23 protein-coding genes are annotated in these 16,473 nt (G+C 67.7%); 20 read left to right on the forward strand and 3 right to left on the reverse strand.

Features of this window, described 5'->3' with window-relative positions; all coding sequences use genetic code 11:
- Positions 1–19: 19 nt before the first annotated feature.
- The 18 genes from IE263_RS45765 to IE263_RS45850 all read left to right on the forward strand — a co-directional run bounded on the left by IE263_RS45765 (position 20) and on the right by IE263_RS45850 (position 13,800).
- Positions 20–1,066, forward strand: coding sequence for a hypothetical protein (locus tag IE263_RS45765; RefSeq protein ID WP_189944086.1), 1,047 nt, complete (start codon positions 20–22; stop codon positions 1,064–1,066).
- 2 nt (positions 1,067–1,068) lie between these two features.
- On the forward strand, positions 1,069–1,443 hold the full coding sequence (locus IE263_RS45770; RefSeq protein ID WP_189944087.1) for a hypothetical protein: 375 nt from the start codon (positions 1,069–1,071) through the stop codon (positions 1,441–1,443).
- A 6-nt stretch (positions 1,444–1,449) separates the two neighbouring features.
- Entirely contained in the window at positions 1,450–1,911 is a 462-nt protein-coding gene (locus tag IE263_RS45775) for a hypothetical protein (protein WP_189944088.1), read from the forward strand.
- A complete protein-coding gene (locus IE263_RS45780) occupies positions 1,912–2,655 on the forward strand; it encodes a hypothetical protein (RefSeq protein ID WP_189944089.1) in 744 nt (247 codons plus the stop codon).
- Positions 2,655–3,104 carry a hypothetical protein gene (locus IE263_RS45785; protein WP_189944090.1) on the forward strand — a complete coding sequence of 150 codons (450 nt, stop codon included), beginning with the start codon at positions 2,655–2,657 and terminating at the stop codon, positions 3,102–3,104. Before IE263_RS45780 ends, IE263_RS45785 begins: the two co-directional genes overlap by 1 nt.
- Positions 3,104–3,508 (forward strand): hypothetical protein, encoded by a 405-nt coding sequence (locus IE263_RS45790; protein ID WP_189944091.1) that lies wholly within the window; start codon positions 3,104–3,106, stop codon positions 3,506–3,508. The genes IE263_RS45785 and IE263_RS45790 overlap by 1 nt, the downstream gene beginning before the upstream one ends.
- Positions 3,509–3,528: 20 nt before the next feature.
- The gene (locus IE263_RS45795) at positions 3,529–3,918 is read left to right on the forward strand and encodes a hypothetical protein (protein WP_229911533.1); all 390 of its coding nucleotides are present in this window, start codon (positions 3,529–3,531) and stop codon (positions 3,916–3,918) included.
- 31 nt (positions 3,919–3,949) lie between these two features.
- Positions 3,950–4,345 carry a hypothetical protein gene (locus tag IE263_RS45800; RefSeq protein WP_189944092.1) on the forward strand — a complete coding sequence of 132 codons (396 nt, stop codon included), beginning with the start codon at positions 3,950–3,952 and terminating at the stop codon, positions 4,343–4,345.
- A gap of 151 nt (positions 4,346–4,496) precedes the next feature.
- Entirely contained in the window at positions 4,497–7,364 is a 2,868-nt protein-coding gene (locus IE263_RS45805) for a hypothetical protein (RefSeq protein ID WP_189944093.1), read from the forward strand.
- A gap of 13 nt (positions 7,365–7,377) precedes the next feature.
- Entirely contained in the window at positions 7,378–7,887 is a 510-nt protein-coding gene (locus IE263_RS45810; RefSeq protein WP_189944094.1) for a hypothetical protein, read from the forward strand.
- A gap of 3 nt (positions 7,888–7,890) precedes the next feature.
- Positions 7,891–10,764, forward strand: coding sequence for a hypothetical protein (locus IE263_RS45815; protein ID WP_189944095.1), 2,874 nt, complete (start codon positions 7,891–7,893; stop codon positions 10,762–10,764).
- A 9-nt stretch (positions 10,765–10,773) separates the two neighbouring features.
- Positions 10,774–11,328 (forward strand): hypothetical protein, encoded by a 555-nt coding sequence (locus IE263_RS45820; protein WP_189944096.1) that lies wholly within the window; start codon positions 10,774–10,776, stop codon positions 11,326–11,328.
- A 9-nt stretch (positions 11,329–11,337) separates the two neighbouring features.
- Complete coding sequence (locus tag IE263_RS45825; protein WP_189944097.1) at positions 11,338–11,535, forward strand: hypothetical protein; 198 nt, start codon at positions 11,338–11,340, stop codon at positions 11,533–11,535.
- Positions 11,536–11,546: 11 nt separating this feature from the next.
- A complete protein-coding gene (locus tag IE263_RS45830) occupies positions 11,547–12,503 on the forward strand; it encodes a hypothetical protein (protein WP_189944098.1) in 957 nt (318 codons plus the stop codon).
- A gap of 5 nt (positions 12,504–12,508) precedes the next feature.
- The gene (locus tag IE263_RS45835; protein WP_189944099.1) at positions 12,509–12,787 is read left to right on the forward strand and encodes a WDGH domain-containing protein; all 279 of its coding nucleotides are present in this window, start codon (positions 12,509–12,511) and stop codon (positions 12,785–12,787) included.
- 2 nt (positions 12,788–12,789) lie between these two features.
- The gene (locus tag IE263_RS45840; RefSeq protein ID WP_189944100.1) at positions 12,790–13,056 is read left to right on the forward strand and encodes a hypothetical protein; all 267 of its coding nucleotides are present in this window, start codon (positions 12,790–12,792) and stop codon (positions 13,054–13,056) included.
- 1 nt (position 13,057) lies between these two features.
- Complete coding sequence (locus IE263_RS45845) at positions 13,058–13,474, forward strand: hypothetical protein (protein ID WP_189944101.1); 417 nt, start codon at positions 13,058–13,060, stop codon at positions 13,472–13,474.
- A complete protein-coding gene (locus tag IE263_RS45850) occupies positions 13,471–13,800 on the forward strand; it encodes a hypothetical protein (protein WP_189944102.1) in 330 nt (109 codons plus the stop codon). The genes IE263_RS45845 and IE263_RS45850 overlap by 4 nt, the downstream gene beginning before the upstream one ends.
- Positions 13,801–13,830: 30 nt before the next feature.
- Here IE263_RS45850 and IE263_RS45855 read toward each other — a convergent pair whose 3' ends face one another.
- The gene (locus tag IE263_RS45855) at positions 13,831–14,013 is read right to left on the reverse strand and encodes a hypothetical protein (protein WP_189944103.1); all 183 of its coding nucleotides are present in this window, start codon (positions 14,011–14,013) and stop codon (positions 13,831–13,833) included.
- A 29-nt stretch (positions 14,014–14,042) separates the two neighbouring features.
- Positions 14,043–14,750, reverse strand: coding sequence for a GntR family transcriptional regulator (locus tag IE263_RS45860; RefSeq protein WP_268256146.1), 708 nt, complete (start codon positions 14,748–14,750; stop codon positions 14,043–14,045).
- Positions 14,751–14,941: 191 nt separating this feature from the next.
- On the opposite strand from IE263_RS45860, the gene IE263_RS45865 reads away from it, so the two are divergent.
- Together IE263_RS45865 and IE263_RS45870 are read left to right on the forward strand one after the other, a co-directional pair.
- Positions 14,942–15,280, forward strand: coding sequence for a hypothetical protein (locus IE263_RS45865; RefSeq protein WP_189944104.1), 339 nt, complete (start codon positions 14,942–14,944; stop codon positions 15,278–15,280).
- A complete protein-coding gene (locus IE263_RS45870) occupies positions 15,277–15,597 on the forward strand; it encodes a hypothetical protein (protein WP_189944105.1) in 321 nt (106 codons plus the stop codon). Before IE263_RS45865 ends, IE263_RS45870 begins: the two co-directional genes overlap by 4 nt.
- 288 nt (positions 15,598–15,885) lie before the next feature.
- On the opposite strand, the gene IE263_RS45875 is transcribed toward IE263_RS45870, so the two are convergent.
- Positions 15,886–16,116, reverse strand: a complete 231-nt coding sequence (locus tag IE263_RS45875; protein ID WP_189944106.1) for a helix-turn-helix domain-containing protein — start codon at positions 16,114–16,116, stop codon at positions 15,886–15,888.
- Positions 16,117–16,473 lie beyond the last annotated feature (357 nt).

Genomic DNA, 16,473 nt, shown 5'->3' on the forward strand with positions numbered 1-16,473 from the left:
CGAGAGGAGGTGATGAGAGATGGTGCTGCCGCCGGTGTACGCGACGCGTGAGGACGTGATGCACGCCCTTGATGTCAAGCCCACTGCATACAACAGCGCGCAGATTGACCGCGCCCTGCAGTCCGCGTCACGCGGCGTCGAGGCCCTGTGCCACCGCCGGTTCTACCCCGAGGCCGCGACCCGCTACTTCGACTGGCCGTCCTCCCAGTACCGGCCGTCGTGGCGGCTGTGGCTCGACGACAACGAGCTCATCTCCATCACCACCCTCACCTCCGGGGGCACCACCATCGCCGCCAGCGACTACTTCCTGGAGCCCAACCGCACTGGCCCGCCCTACAACCGGCTGGAGATCGACCTCGACTCCAACGCGGCGTACGGCGGCGGCGACACCCACCAGCGCGACATCACCATCACCGGCCTGTGGGGCTACCGCAACGACGAAACCCTCGTTGCCGACGTCGACGAGGCGATGACCGCCACCGAAACCGACCTCGACGTCACCACCGCCCACAGCATCGGCGTCGGCAGCGTCCTCCGTATCGGCACCGAACGTCTCATCGTCACCGGCAAGACGATGAAGAACACTTTCGTCACCCTCCCCGGGGCAATGACCGTCTCACAGGCCGACGTCACCATGACCGGCGTCTCCGGCGGCTTCAGCATCGGCGAAACCCTCCTCATCGACTCCGAACGCATGCTCATCGTCGACAAAACCGACACGGCATTGACCGTGAAACGAGCGTGGGACGGCACGGTCCTCGCCGCGCACTCCCTGGGCGCCAGCATCTATGCCGCCCGCACCCTCACCGTGCAGCGAGGGGCCCTCGGCACCACCGCAGCCACCATGTCCAGCGGCGACGACATCTACCGATGGGACCCGCCCGGCCCCGTCCGCGACCTCGTCATCGCCGAGGCCCTCACGTCCCTGCTGCAAGAGCGGTCCGGGTACGCGCGCACCGCGGGCAGCGGCGAGAACGAACGCGAGGCGACCGGCCGCGGGCTCGCCGACCTGCGGGCCCGCGTGTACACCAGCCACGGCCGCAAGGCCCGCACGAGGGCGGTGTAGCCATGCTCTTCGACGTCTCCACCCGCGCGAACGGCCCCATGTTTGACGGCCGCGCCCAGCGTGTTCTAAACGCCTACGTCGACCACCTCGAACGCCGACTCGCCGAAGAGGGCCTGAACATCCTCCGCGGTGAGATGCACCGGGTGTTCCGCAACCCCACCGGCTACTACGAGTCCCGCTGCAAGGTCGTCGACGGCCACACCATCTCGGACAGCCGTGTGGTGTACGGGCCGTGGCTTGCTGGCATCGGCTCACGGAATTTCCCGGTGACGAAGTTCAAGGGCTACGACCACTGGATCGTGACGCGGGACAAGCTCAACGCCCGCAAGCGCGGTATCGGCGAACGGCTCCTACGCCGGTACACGGGACGGATGTGATCGGCTGTGCCCCTGAATCTCTCCACCTACCGCGACGTGCTCACCTCCCACGCACAGGCCACGGGTCTGTTTGGGCAGGTGCTTGGGCACGAGCCGATCTCCGCACCGGGCAGCGGCCTCACTGCCGCGTTCTGGGTGTCCCGCATCGGGCCCGTCCCGACCGGCAGTGGCCTCAAGGCGACGACCGGCCGTCTGGAGTTGATGGCGACGTTGCTGGAGCCTGCCGACACGGAACCTGCGGACGGCGTGGACGTGGACATCGTCGGCGCTGCGGACGCCCTCCTGACCGCGTACTCCGGGGACTTCGAGCTCGGCGGCAACGTTCGCATGGTCGACCTGCTCGGCGCCTATGGGACGCCGTTGTCGGCGGTGTTCGGCTACACGCGGTTCGCGGGCGGGACGACGTACCGGGCGGCGACGCTCACCATCCCACTGATCATCAACGATGTTTGGACGCAGGTGGCGTAGATGGCAAAGCAGAGCGGCCTCGGAGACAACTTCTACCTGCATGGCTACGACGTGTCGGGCGACATCGGGTCGATCAGCACCAGCGGCGGCCCGGCCCTCCTCGAAGTCACCGGCATCGACAAGTCCGCCTACGAGCGGATCGGAGGGCTGCGCACGGGCGGCATGTCGTGGCAGGCCTGGTTCAACCCGGCCGCCAACCAGGCCCACGCCCGCATGAAGACGTTGCCCACGACCGACGTGCACTGCGCGTACTTCCGCGGCACCACCCTCGGCAACCCCGCCGCGTGCATGGTCGCGAAGCAGATCAACTACGACGGCAATCGCGGCGCCGACGGCTCGTTCACCTTCGCGGTGGAGGCGCAGTCCAACGCGTTCGGGCTGGAGTGGGGCCGATCGTTGACGGCCGGCGTGCGCACAGACACGGCGGCAACCAACGGTGCCTCGATCGACACCACAGCGTCGGCGGACTTCGGTGCGCAGGCGTATCTGCAGGCGTTCGCGTTCAGCGGCACGGACGTGACGGTGAAGATCCAGGACAGCGCCGACAACAGCTCTTTCACGGACGTCGCCGGTCTGTCCTTCACCCAGCTCACGGCCGGCCGCACCGCCGAACGCATCGCCACGGCGAACACGGCCACCATCCGCCGCTACGTGCGTGCGGTCACGGTGACGACGGGCGGCTTCTCGTCGCTCGCGTTCGCCGTGGTGATCGTGAAGAACTCGACTGCGGGACAGGTGTTCTGATGGGAATGCAGATCAACAGGCCCACGCCGCTCCTGCCGGCCTCAGCGCGGCGCACGTTCAGCATTCTCATGCCGACGGAGACGCACTGGCGTAAGGCCACGTGCGCGGAAGTCGACTGCCCCCGGTATCTGAACGGGTGGAAGGCGCAGGTGGAGGTGATGACGCCGGAGCAGATTCACCTCATCAAGGCGGCGAAGTACCGGTATCGGGTGCTGGCGGTGAAGCCGGGTGAGACGTGGTGGCTGTTCGAGGCGGGGCAAGCCTGTTTCCAGGCTGCGGATCACCGGATTCAGCTCGGGAAGCCGGAGCTGTTTGTGGTGCGGGATGGGGACTGGCGTGGCAATCCGCGGCGGACTCCGACTGTTCGGCATCGGCGGCCGGAGTTGTGGGTGGAGCAGTTCTCGGAGCATCAGGACAAGCTCGCCCGGGCGCGGGAGGCGGGTGCGTGATGGCTGAGCCGAAACCCTGGCGCCTGTGGATCGACGGCGGGGAGTACACCGACGACTGCGACCACATCGACATCAGCATGCCGCGCCTCGTCTACGACGTGCCACACGACGACGGCCGTGGGCAGCGGCGAGTCCTGGGCCCTGCGGGCTTTTGGATCGCGCTGACAGGCCCCAGTGTGCGCCTGCGCGCGCTGGTGGACGGCGGCAAGCAGGTCCACTCGCTGAAGGTCGCATTCGGTGCCGAGACGATCCCTGTGCCGGTGCAGTTCCACGAGGAATGGGTGGAGCGCAGCGGGGTCCGCAAGATGTTCGGCTGTCTGGCTGTCGACGGCGACAGCCTGCCGAAGTGGGTTACGGAATCCGACGTTCACGCTGGTGAGCGCGGCGAAGAAGGAGGGCAGTAGCTTTGGCCAAAGAGTCGGGATTGGGATGGAGCACGTGCAGCATCGACGATAGCTCCGGCACGGCGCGTGCGATCGTCAACGACTTCACCAACATCAGCTTCGCCACCCCCCGCGGCGTCCAGGACGTCACCGGCATCGACAAGTCCGCCTACGAGCGACTGCTCCTGCTCGCTGACGCCACCTTCGAGGGCACCGGCGTGTTCAACGACGCCTCGAACATGTCGCACGACGTGTTCAAGACCGTGTCGTCCACGAGCGTGCAGCGGACGGTGACGCTCACCGTTTCGGGTCAGACCCTCGCCAACGAAATGATCTTCACGGACTACCCGCTCACCCGCGCCGCGTCCGGCGAACTCACCTTCACCGTGCCCGGTCAGCTCGCAAACGGGTCCGTCCCGACTTGGGCGTAGGTCCCAACAAGCACACAGGAAAGGGGCCCCCGTGGGATTCCGCGAGCCCAGCACCATCAAACTCGTCTTCGAACCCGGCGACGAGCTCCACGGCCTCGAAGTCCGCATGCGCGGCATGAGCATCGCCGACTGGCTCCAAGCCACAGGCCTCGACGGCGACGGCGACGACGCCGCAGCCACCATGAAGCGCTTCTACGCAGCCCTCGTCGCCTGGAATCTCGAAGACGAAAACGGCCAGCCCGTACCCGTCAGCGACGCCCCCAACCGCGACTCCCGCATGATCCGCCGCCTCAACACCGCGTGGATCGAAGCACTCACGGGGGTCCACAAGGCCGACCCTTTGCCCGACAACTCGCCCTCTGGCGAGACCTACCCGGAGCTGTCAGCGATTCCGACGGAACCCCTGTCGGAGAGCCTGGCGAGCTGACCGAAGCGTCCTGGCTCCTCAGCCTGCTCCGCCAGTTCCCCGGCTACACCCTCAGCACCCTCCTTCAGGAGGACGTGCGCCTGCTACGTCTGCTCGCCATCGAGCGGCTCGGCACCCCGGACGACGACCCCGAGATGGGAGGTGACACCCCGTGGCCGGAGACGATGTAACGATCACAATCCGCGCCGACAGCGGCCAAGCCGTCCGAGCGTTCCGCGACGTCAACGGCCAACTCCGCGACATGCGCGGCCGGTTCGTATCCGAAGGCTCGATCATGTCCGGGGCGATGAGGCGGGTTGCCGGGTCGATCGGCTCGCTGGTCCCAGTGGCGACAGCAGCGGTCCCGGTGACGGCTGCGCTCGGGGTGGCGGCACTGAAGACTGCGGGGGCGGCGGCCGGCGCTGGCGCGGCGCTCGCCGCGTTCGGTGCGGCGGTGGCCGGGCAGGTCTCCAGCTTGTCGGAGGCGGCGAAGGCGCAGGAGAAGTACGACGACGCCGTCACCCAGTACGGGCGCGGGTCGCAGCAGGCTGCGGAAGCGCAGCGCGCGGTGCAGGCCACCCTGTCGTCGATGCCGCAGTCCACGGCACGCGCCGCGGTGGCGCTGGGCACGCTGAAGGACGGCTTCCAGTCGTGGTCGGATGAGATGGCCGCCTTCACCATGACCCCGGTGGAGAAGTCCTTCACCGTGCTGGGCCAGCTGATACCGCGGCTGACGAACATGGCGAAGGGCGCTTCGTCTCAACTGGACCGCCTGGTGACGATTGCCGGCGGGGCGATCGCTACGCCGGGCTTCGACGGCCTGGCGGACAAGCTGTCCACGTTCGCGAACAGTGCGTTGAAGGACGCGGTTGACGGGGTCATTCACTTCACCCGTGTCCTGTCCGAGGGGGAGATGTCGGGGCCGGTGAAGGCGTTCATGGAGTACGCCGACACCAACGGGCCCGCAGTGCGGGAGACGCTGTCGTCGATCAGCGAGGCGGTCACGACGCTGGTGCAAGCCGCGGCGGAGGCCGGGCCGGGCATGCTGACGCTGGTGAACGCGGCGGCCGGGCTGGTGGCTGCGCTGCCGCCTGGGGTGGTGGCGACCGTCATGCAGCTTGCGGTCGGGCTGAAGCTTGCCTCCCTGGCCGGCGCCGGGGTTGGGGCGCTGGCGGGCGGTATTCATACGCTGTCGACGCGCCTGTCTGCGCTGGCGGCGACGTCAGCGGCGGCGGGCGGCGGTCTGGCCGGCCTGAGGGCGGCTGCTGGTTCCCTCAGCACGTCTATGAAGGCGGGTCTCGTTATCGGCGGCCTGGCTCTGGTGGCGCTGGGCATTAAGAAGCTCGCCGACAATGCACGGGGTGCGCCGCCGGACGTGGACAAGCTGGCAACCAGCCTGAAGGGCCTTGCGTCGACGGGGAAGTTCACGGGTGAGTTGAAGAAGACGTTCGGCGACGTGGACGGCCTGGTCGAGAAGATCAAGCAGCTCCGGGTTGAGACGGAGAAGAGTCAGGAGACCGCGTTCGGGTTCCGTATCCCGGGGCTGGACGATCTGGCTGACACACTCGCCGACTCGATCAATGACATGGCGAAGGGCGAGAAGTCCCTCAATGCGTTGAAGGACGACTTCTCCAGCCTCGACGAGGCGATGGCGTCGCTTGTGGCCAGCGGCCACGCCGAGGAAGCCGCCAAGAGCTTCGCGATGATCAAGGACGCGGCGCTTTCTCAGGGGCACTCCTTGAAGGAAGTCAGCAGCCTGTTCCCCGAGTACAACTCGGCGCTGGCGGATGCGGCGTTCGAGCAGCAGCTCGCGGTCGAAAGCATGGGCATCTTCGGTGCGGCAGCGCAGGACACGTCGGCGAAGCTGGACGCGCAGAAGCAGTCCGCGGACGGCCTGCGGGCATCCATCCTCGCCCTGAACGATGTCAACCGGTCGGCGTACGACGCACAGATCGGCTTCGAGCAGGCACTCGACGACCTCACCGCCAGCTTCAAGGAGCACGGCAACACCCTCAACATCGACACCGAAGCCGGGCGGGCGAACGCGCAGGCCATGTCGCAGGCCGCGGCCGCGCACGACGAGATGCTCGCCGCGGGGCTGGCGGCGGGCGAGTCGCTGGGATCGATGACGAAGAAATCGGAGACGCTGCGGGCGAAGATGCTGGAGCTGGCGACGGCCACGCTCGGCAGCAAGCAGAAGGCCGAGGAGTACGTCAACACGCTGCTGGGCGCGCCGGGCGAGATCAAGACGCTGGTGAAGCTGGAGCGGCAGGACGCGATCACCGGCCTGCAGAACGTGCAGGCGGAGATCGCTAAGACGCCGGGCGCGAAGTCGGTGACGGTCACCACGCTGAACGGTGCCGCGATCAAAGCCCTTGAGGCAGTCGGGTTGAAGACCCGCCAACTCCCCGACGGCCGGACCGAGGTGTACACCGCGAACGGGCAGGCCCTGGGCAACATCGGCGCCGTATCCAAGGCATTGAACAACCTCAACGGCAAGACGGCCAACACGTACGTCAATACAACGTACGCGACCTACTACGAGACCTACGGCGTGAAGCCGCCAGCGGCCTCGGCCGGGCGTATGTCATATGGCGGTATCGTCGGCCGCGCCCAAGACGGCCTCTACATTCCCGGCTACGCCCCCCGCCAGGACACCGAACTCATCCTCGCCTCCAAGGGTGAGGGCGTCATCGTGCCCGAGACTGTCCGCAAGGGCGGCCAGATGACCGGGCTCGGGCCTGCTGGTTTCGTTGACGCCCTCAACCAGTGGGGCCGCTACGGCACCCCCATGGGTGGGCGCGGGGCCGGCGGTGGTGCTTCCGGCTCGCCGTGGGCGTCGATGCTCAACAGCCCTCGCAGCGCGCCGGTTGCCGCATCGGTCGCCCCGGTGGCGGGTGACGGGGATGGTCAGCCGATTGTGATTCAGGTGCGGATCGCCGACCGCGACTTCGGCGAGTTGTGGGTCGACACGGGCCGCAAGCAGGTCCGGGCGATCGGCTCGATCGAAGCCACGCTCAAGCCGACGCGCGGCAGGTAGAAAGGACAACGAGTTGCCGTACATCACGTGGAACGGTCCCGCGCCGACGACTGCCGCGCAGGCGAGCGTCACGACGGGCACTGCGATCAAGACGATGCTGCAACTGGCCACGCCCAGCACGCGGCAGATCCAGATCCTGGAGTGGGGATTCACGATCGACGACACGTCGGGCGCGGACGGCGTGGTCGAACTGCTGCAGACGGATGTCGCCGCGACGGTGACCGCGCATGTCGCCAGCGGCGTACCGAACCTCGACCCCAACGGCACCGCCAGCCTGCTCACGCTGGGCACGTCAGCGACGGGCTACACCGCCACCGCCGAGGGATCCACGACCGCGTCCCGGGTGTTCGACGCGGTGTCGCTCAGCGCAACGACGAGCGAGTCGCCCTACACGTACGTCCGCCAGTTCATGCCGGACACGCGTCCCATCGTCGCCATCAGCAGGTTCCTGCGGGTGCGGACGACGACGCCGACGACAGCGGTGGACATGCGCACGTGGGTCGTCTTCAACGAGGTGGGCTGACCCATGCCGTCCATCGCCCCGCTCGTCGCCGCAATCCAGCGCCGCCTCGCCAACCTCCCCGGCCCGATGCGGGCATCCGGGGAGGCGTCCAACGGCGAGCCGGTACTCGTGGAGATCTGGGTCAACGGCGAGTGGGTCGACATCACCTCCTACGTCCTCGTCCGGGACAACAGCGGCCGCATCACCATCACCTCCGGAATCCGGGGCGGCGAAGGCTCAGAGACGCAAGCCGCTACCGCTGAACTGCAGTTGGAGAACCCGGACGGCAGGTTCACGCCCCGCAACCCGTCCGGGGTCTGGTACGGCAGCATCGGCCGCAACACGCCGATCCGGGTGTCTGTGCCGGACGGCAACGGCGGCAAGAGCTACAGGATCTGGGGCGAGGTCTCGGAGTGGGCGCCCAACTGGGACTCCACGGGCAGCGACGTGTGGACCGACGTGTCCGTCAACGGCATCATCCAACGCCTTGCGCAGGGTCCGGCGCCGGAGCGGTCCATCCTCTACCGGGCGATCACCGACCCGCTCCTCGACGGTCTGGTGGCGTACTGGCCCTGCGAGGACCCGACAGGATCCATCGAACTGAAGTCCGCGCTGACGAACGGCTCGTCGATGACGTGGACCGGCAACCCAAGCCTGGCCGCCTACGACGGATTCGGCGCATCCGACCCGCTCCCCACCCTCACCGAAGCCTCCCTTGTTGGCGGCGTCGCCAAATACGACACGACCGGCGTGACGCAGTACCAGATGCGGTTCCTGCTCTACACGCCGCCACGCGGCTTCAGCGACCTCGACTGCATCGCCCGCCTCCAAGTCCAAGAAGTCGCGGCCGGCGTGAACCTGCTCAACTACTTCGACATCCACTACAACAACCCTGCTGGCGGTGTCGGATCGTACGGCGGGCCGGGCACGCTGACGATCCAGGTTCGGGACGGCGATGAGGCCATCTTCGGTTCGGCCGCGTCGACCACGATGGACGTGCGCGGCCGCCTGCTGCGGGTGTCGCTCGAAAACAGCATCAGCGGTTCCACGATCACCTCCACGCTGCGCGTGCTGGACGTCAACAGCGGGGTGACGGACTCGGCGTCGATCACCATCGGCTCCACGAGCCTGTCGCGTGTCCTGTCGATGTCGCTGGCATCGGCCACGCTCAGCAGTACCGCGGGCCTCACCGACGGCGCGGCCGGGCACCTGATGCTGCAGAACACCATCAGCAGCATCACCGACCTCGGCCGCGCTATCCAGCCGACCGGGGAGGCCGCGGGCCGCCGGATCCAACGCCTGTGCGCGGAGGAAGGCATCCCGTTCGAGTGGGTCGGCGACCTGGACGACACGGTCGCGATGGGCCCGCAGGGCAAGCAGAACCTGCTGTCCCTGGTTCAGGAGTGTGTGCTCGCGGATGGCGGGTTCCTGTACGAGACGGTCGAGCGCGGCCTCGGGTACCGGCCGCGGGCGTCGCTGTACAACCAGGACCCGGCCCTCGTCTTGGACTACACGGGCTACAACCTGTCCGAGGTGCCGGTGCCGGTGGAGGACGACCGGTACATACAGAACCGGCTTACGGTCACCGTCGGCGGCGTCTCCGAAACGTACGAGGAAACGACGGGCGCGCTCGGCACGGACCGTATCGGCACCTACGGGGAGACCAGCGGGCTCACCCTGAACCTTGCGTCGTCGGACGCGGCAACGCTGCGGGACCATGCCGCGTGGCGCGTGCACCTCGGGACGGTGGATGAGGCCCGCTACCCGAAGATCAGCATCAACCTCGCCCACCCCAGCATCACACCGGAGATGAAGCGCGCGATCCTCGCTCTCCGCCTCGGCGACCGCATGCAGATCACCAACATGCCCAGCGCCTGGCTCCCCCCGGACACCGTCGACCAGCTCATCCTCGGCCGCGAAGAGAGCCTCACCCACTTCCAGCACCGGCTGTCGTTCATCTGTCGGCCGGCGTCGCCGTACTCCTACATCGGGGTCCTGGACGATGCGGATGCGCGGATCGATATCGACACGGAGTTGTACGAGGCGGCCGATGCGAGCGATACGTCGCTGGTGGTGGTGCCGTCGGTCGGCGAGGTGTCGTTGTGGACGAAGGACTCGGCGGACTGGCCGTTCGACGTCCGTCTCGGCGGGGAGGTCGTGCGGGTCACGGCGGTGTCGGACTGGCTGTCCGACACGTTCACCCGGACAGAGTCGAACGGCTGGGGCAGCGCGGACACGGGAGCAGCCTGGAGCACATCCGGCGGGAGCGCCTCGGACTACGCGGTCAACGGCAGCGCCGGCGTATCGACGCTATCCACGGTGGATGAGTCACGCCGGACGTCAGTGACCGCTGCGGGCCCGAACTTTGACCTGTACTGCGACGTCACGACGTCTGCTCTCGCCACCGGCGACTCGCTGTATGGCGGCGTGACGGCCCGGATGCAGGACTCCAGCAACATGTACCAGGTGCGGCTGGCGTTCACGACGTCGAACACGATCACTGTGCAGCTGATGCGGATGGTCGCGAGCACGCAGACGAGTCTGGCCAGTTACACGCTCCCCGACACGCATGTGGCCGGGCAGTTTGTGCGGGTCCGCTTTCAGGGAGTGGGGGCGTCCTTCAAGGCGAAGGCGTGGATGGCGACGGCCGCGGTGGAGCCTCCGGAGTGGCACTTGACGGCGACGGATTCGTCGATCAGCGCCGCTCATTCGTTCGGGACGCGCTCGATCCGCGTCACGGGCAATACGAACGCGGCGAGCGTGGCGATCCAGTACGACAACTACCGGGTGATCAACCCGCAGACCCTGACCGTGACCCGCTCGGTGAACGGCGTCACCAAATCCCATGAGGCCGGCACGCCGGTTTCCCTCGCCTATCCCACCTACATAGCCCTGTAAGGAGGCAGCATGGCCGAGTCCTACCCGTCGCTGGCGGGCGGGCAGCGGATCACCGCGTCGCTGCTGCGGAGCATGCTGCCGCAGACTGTCCGCAAGACCGCCGACACCGCGAGGTCGGCGACCACCAGCCGGACCGCGGATCCGCATCTCGCGTTCGACGCTGAGGCGAACGCGGTGTACACCTTCCACGGCTGGATCAAGTACGACGGCGACAACGCCGCCGACATCAGCCTGCAGCTCACCGTCCCGTCCGGTGCACTCGGCGAAGTTTTCCCACTGGGCACCGGCAACACCGTCGTCAGCTCCACCTCCGCACCCGCCCTGACGACCAATACGGCCAGCTCGCAGGGCTACATGGTGCGCACCGAATCGCTGGACATCAACTCCGCCCGCACGTTCGGCGCCATCAGCACGAGCAACCAAAACTGCGTTCTGTTCATGGGCACCGTCCGCATGTCGACGACGGCGGGCACCGTGTCCCTGGACTGGGCGCAGGCATCGTCGAACGCAACCGCGACGACGGTTTACACGGATGGCTGGCTTGAGTTCCAGCGGATCGCCTGAGGAGGCGGCATGGCCACGTACACGGTTACAGGGAGAAGCGGCGGCGGCACGTCGCTCATCCAAATCCACATCGCTGGGATCTACCAGGACGAAGAGGTCGTCCCGGAGTTGGACGTCATCGCCAGTGTGAAGGCCTACGTGGTGACGCTGCCGGGGGTTGTACAGGCGGTGGCGCAGAAGCAAGAGCTCGTCACCACGAACGTGTAAGGGGAGCAGTCATGGCCGGCACAGGCCCGCAGAAGTACCCCGGGGCGTCGACCGCGTACTTCTATCAGAACCGGTTCGGCGGCGACGTGATGGAGGTCAACGTCGTCGTCCTGCACACCACCGAGGGCCGCAACCTCCCCGACTACGGGGGCGGCGCGAGCGCGCCGAACCTCACCGCGGTCCCGGACTTCGCCAACCGGCGGCTGCGCTGGTACCAGCACTTCGACATCGACCGCTCCTCCCGCGCCCTGGTCAACCTGTCCGGGGGCGTCGCGACGAACACGCTCAACGTGGTCCAGGTGGAGAAGGTCGGTACGTGCGACCCGGCTACCCACAAGAAGTGGCAGGCGGCCGGGCTGGCGCACATCTACTGGCCCGAGGCGCCGGATTGGGCGCTCGCGGGTGTCGCGGAGTTCCTGCGGTGGATGAACGCGCAGCACGGCGTCCCGCTGACCGGGCCGAGCCGGTGGCCGGCCTATCCGACGTCCTACGCCAACGGCGGCGGCCAGCGACTCAGCTTCGACCAGTGGGAGGCGTTCAAGGGCGTCTGCGGCCACATGCACGTCCCCGAGAACACCCACGGCGACCCCGGCGCCATCGACTTCCCCCAGATGATCGCCCTCGCCAAGGGCACCCCCACCCCGCCCCCCGAGGAGGCTGACGTGGCACTGACCACGGACGAAATCGACAAGATCGCAGCGGCCGTGAAGGCGAAGCTGCTCGGCCCCGACCTGGTGCGAACCATCGTCGGCACCGACAACATCCTTGCCGCGCCCGACGGCGACACCACCAACCCGTACTGGGCATGGGGCAGCTTCGTCACCAGCGAGTACAAGAAGGTCGCCCGGATCGAGACCAAGGTCGACGACGTCGCCACGAAGGTGGACGCGATCGCCCTCGGCGGTGTCGACCTGGACGCGCTCGCCGCCAAGGTCGCCGACCTCCTCGCCGCACGGCTCGCCCAGTAAGCGCCGTGGACGGTGTCTACCGCGAGCGGGCGCACTTGGTCGCCCATCTCGCGGCGGCCTACCCCTCGGCGATCGGCTACCACGACCCGGACGAGCCGGACTGGGCAGTCGTCATCATCGAACTTCCCACTGGTCAGGCGTCGTGGCATGTCTCGCCCGACGACATGGACCTCTTCGCGCACGTACAGCGCTCGGAGACGAACACGTGGGACGGCCACAGCACGGAAGAGAAGTACGCGCGCATCGACGCGCACACCCGCGCGCTTGCGCAGAAGGAGAGCTGACCATGTCTGAGATCAACCTGCCCAACGTCGACACCGTCGTGAAGACCGCCGGCACCTACGCCAGAGACCTCGCCGAACGCACCGTCGCCACCTTCGTCGTCGCCGCCTGCGGCGTGGGCGTAGCTGCTGGCCCGGCGGACATGTTCCACGCCTCGTTCTGGCAGACGATGGGCGCCGCCGGTGTCGCGGCTGCGGCGTCCCTGCTGAAGGGCGTCGTCGCGCGGGCGTTCGGCGAGAAGAACTCGGCGTCGCTCGCCAAGGGCGTTTGAGATGGCGGCCCGGACGGCACGCTGGCTCAGCGGCCATCTGGGCCGCCGCGGCCCATTCCTCGTCTTCATGGGGGTGGGCAAAGTCTGCTGGGGTGTCGGCATGGTCGTCGAGCCCCCACGCACCGACGGCCTGAACCTCCTCACCCAGTTCGCGCCGCTGCACTGCTGGGCGTCGGTGTGGGTGCTGGCCGGGCTGGCGACGTTTCTGTCGGCGTGGCTGCCGTTCGGCTGGGATCGGTGGGGGTTCGTCGCCGCTTCGGTGCCGCCAGCGTTGTGGGCGTTCGCGTATGGGTGGGCGGGGCTGGCGGACCACTACAGTCGAGGCCTGTGGATATTTGTGTGGTATATGACGAGCCACTGCGGGGTGATCTGGTGCGCCTCGCGGGTGCCCCCTGAGCAAGACAGGAGACCCGGGTGAACGGATGGCTGGGGCTGGGCGGGGCGGTGGTCACCGTTGTCGGGGTGATCGTGACGGGCTGGTTGACGTATCGAGGCGGGCGGGCGGCGGCATCGATTCAGGCAGAGCCGAACCAGCGGGCGGCGGATTTGGCGGCGTTCCGGGAGATCCGGGATGACATGCAGAAAGACATCGACGATTTGAAGGCCGAGGCGCGGTCGCTTCGGTCGCTGGTGCGGGCGTTCGCCGTGTATGTGGGGGAGCTGACGTCGCAGATGCGGGGGGCGGGGATTGAGCCGCCTGCGCCGCCGGAGAGGGTGGACGAGTACAACCGAACTGGAGTCTGAGGACCGGAACAATCCCCTCGACTAGCGGCTTCAGGCCGCGGTGGTCATCTCCGCCCGCTGCGCCGCCACCCACTCATCCCGCAGTAGCTCGTACAGCGCCCGCTCTGCGACCGTCCACTGCCTGCCCTGCGCGCCCACCACAATGGCCCGGATCGCCTCGTTCACGGCCGCAGCAGACCGCACGCGGCCAGGGCCATGGGGGATGGGGGACATGCCCTCAGCCTAGCGAGATACGGCCCCGATCACTCGTCCAGGTCGATCGCGAAGTCCACGACCGTCGTATCGCCGCGGCGGACGATCGGGTGCGCGACCTCGACGATCCGGCCCGTGTCCGCGATATGCCGGCGCGTGTACCTCAGGACGGGGATCCCTGCTCCTATCCGCAGCGTCGCCGCCTCCACCTCGGTCGGCATCGCCGCCGTGAACGACTCGGTCACCCTCGTGACGCGGATCCCGATGGACGCCATCTGCGCCCGCGTACCGCCAGGCCACGGCTCGTTGATGGGGTCGGAGACGGGTGTGCCGGCGACGTCGGACCAGCGGACGTAGGAGGTGGACATCTGGGTGGGCTGGTCGTTGTCGTAGAACACGAAGTGCCGGGCAAGGAGCCGCTCGCCGGGCTCGCACTCGAACAGCGCCGCCAACTCGGCGTCGGCCTGGACTTTCTCGAACCGCTTGTCGAGCCGGTACTCGGACCAGCCGATGCCCTGGTCCCGGGTGAACGGGGTGGACCGCGGGGCGCCGGTGTTGCGGTAGCGGTCGGCCGCCATGCGATGCACGGGCGGCCGGGGGCGGACGCGGGTGCCTGCGCGGGCTCGGGTCTCGATGAGGCCCTCGTTGCTCAGCATGCGCAGCGCATTGCGGATCGTCGTCTCCGACACCCGGTAGGCCACGCTGAGTTCAGGCAGCGTGGGGATCTGATCGCCTGGCCCGTACTCGCCCGAGGAGATGCGGCGTCACAGGTCGGCGGCGATCCGCAGGTACTCAGGCTGTGCCACGGCGATGCTCCCACTCCTACTGATCGCGTCAATCTGTGCGCACATAATTCCCGCCCCGCTTGACCAGCGCCAATCCCGACGACATTCTGAGTACAGATAAGCACTACCTGTACTCAGATAGCTACCGGTGGCGGGGGACATTCATGTCCGAAGCAGGCACGACATACAGACGGCCCTTCAAAGGCCTCGCCATCGAGGCCGCCGAAGTCCGCGCCTGGACACGCCTGCGCACCGACCACCCCGACGCCCCGGCCGTGGCCCACGAACTGTTCATCGCGATCCTCGCCTCCGGCGCCGACACCATCGAAGTCACCCTCTCCACCGCAGGCACCCGCTTACGCATCACCGCCACCGGCCCCGCCCCACTACCACTTCGCCACAGCCACGGACCCGGCTGGCGCATCATCGCCGAACTGTCCCGGCAGACCGGCGTCACGACGGACGAATGCGGGCTCTGGGCGCAGATGGAGGCAGACCGATGAGCACACAAGCCCGCATGTCGGCGCTGGAAATGCTGGCGATGCCCAAGACGCACACGCTCACCAAGCGCCAGATGGAGGGAACGGTCTGCGTCTGGTGCAAGGAGAACCTCGACGACACCTGCCTCCGCCTCGGCCCCCGCATCCGCGTTGCTGACGGAGGCATACAGCGCTGGCTGCCCCGAGCCTGCCGCCCCTGTACCGGGAAAGAAGCAGCCCGCGTCTACCGGATCCACATCCGCGCCTGCGCCCGCTGCTCGCACCGCGACTACTGCCCCGACAGCCGCGCCCTGCACAAGCTCGCCCTGGAGTACCGATGATGTGCGACCGCTGCCACAAGCCGATCCACGGCAAGCCCGACACCTATGAGCACGCGTCCGCGTCTGCGGGCGGTGTCACGCTCTTCTTCTGCCCGGGTGGCTGCCGGCCTGCCCCGCACCAGCGGATACCCGAGCCTCCGGTCGAGCTCTCCGACCCCCTCACCCCCGCCTCCAATCCGCGCCGAAGGCGAGGGTGAGGAAGGGCGGCTGTCTCCCTTGGAGGGGAAAGGACGGCCGCCAGGGCCCGCCGCCGTGTCGTCATCCCCGTGCGCCGGCGGCGGGCCCCTTTCAGTCGAGGTCCCCGAGCGAGATGCCGAGAGCTTCCACGATCTGGATCAGGTTGTCGAGCAACACCGCTTGATGCCCCTGCTCGATCCGGTTGATGGCCTGCCGGTCCATTCCCGCGAGTTCGGCGAGTTTCTCCTGGGACAGCTTGCGGGCTCGGCGGTGTTCGCGGATGCGGTCGCCGACGGCCCGGCGGCGGGCGAGGACCCAGTCGGGCGGCGGGGCGGATGACACCCGCCACACGCTTCCGTGATCATTACGGGGTGTCTGTATCGCCGACCGTACATTTTCAGGACGGGTATCTGTGGGTAACGCAAGCCCCGACCAGCTAAAACACCCGTTCGGATGATGTGATCATTGACCTCTTGTCTAACAGCAACGATTCAGCACACCATTGCTGCACTCCCCACGCATCTACCGCTCACCCCCACCCCGAACAGGCACACCGCATGACCGACGAGCAGGACCGCACCACGGCCGGCCCCCTGACCAGCCTCCAGCGCGCCCGCGTTGACTTCGCCACGCAGGACCTTGAGGACGTCCGCACTGAAGACCTGGCACAGCTACCGGGCGCCGACCTCATTCTTCTCG

The organism is Streptomyces aurantiogriseus (genome assembly GCF_014649375.1).
GTDB classification, from domain to species: Bacteria; Actinomycetota; Actinomycetes; order Streptomycetales; family Streptomycetaceae; genus Streptomyces; species Streptomyces aurantiogriseus.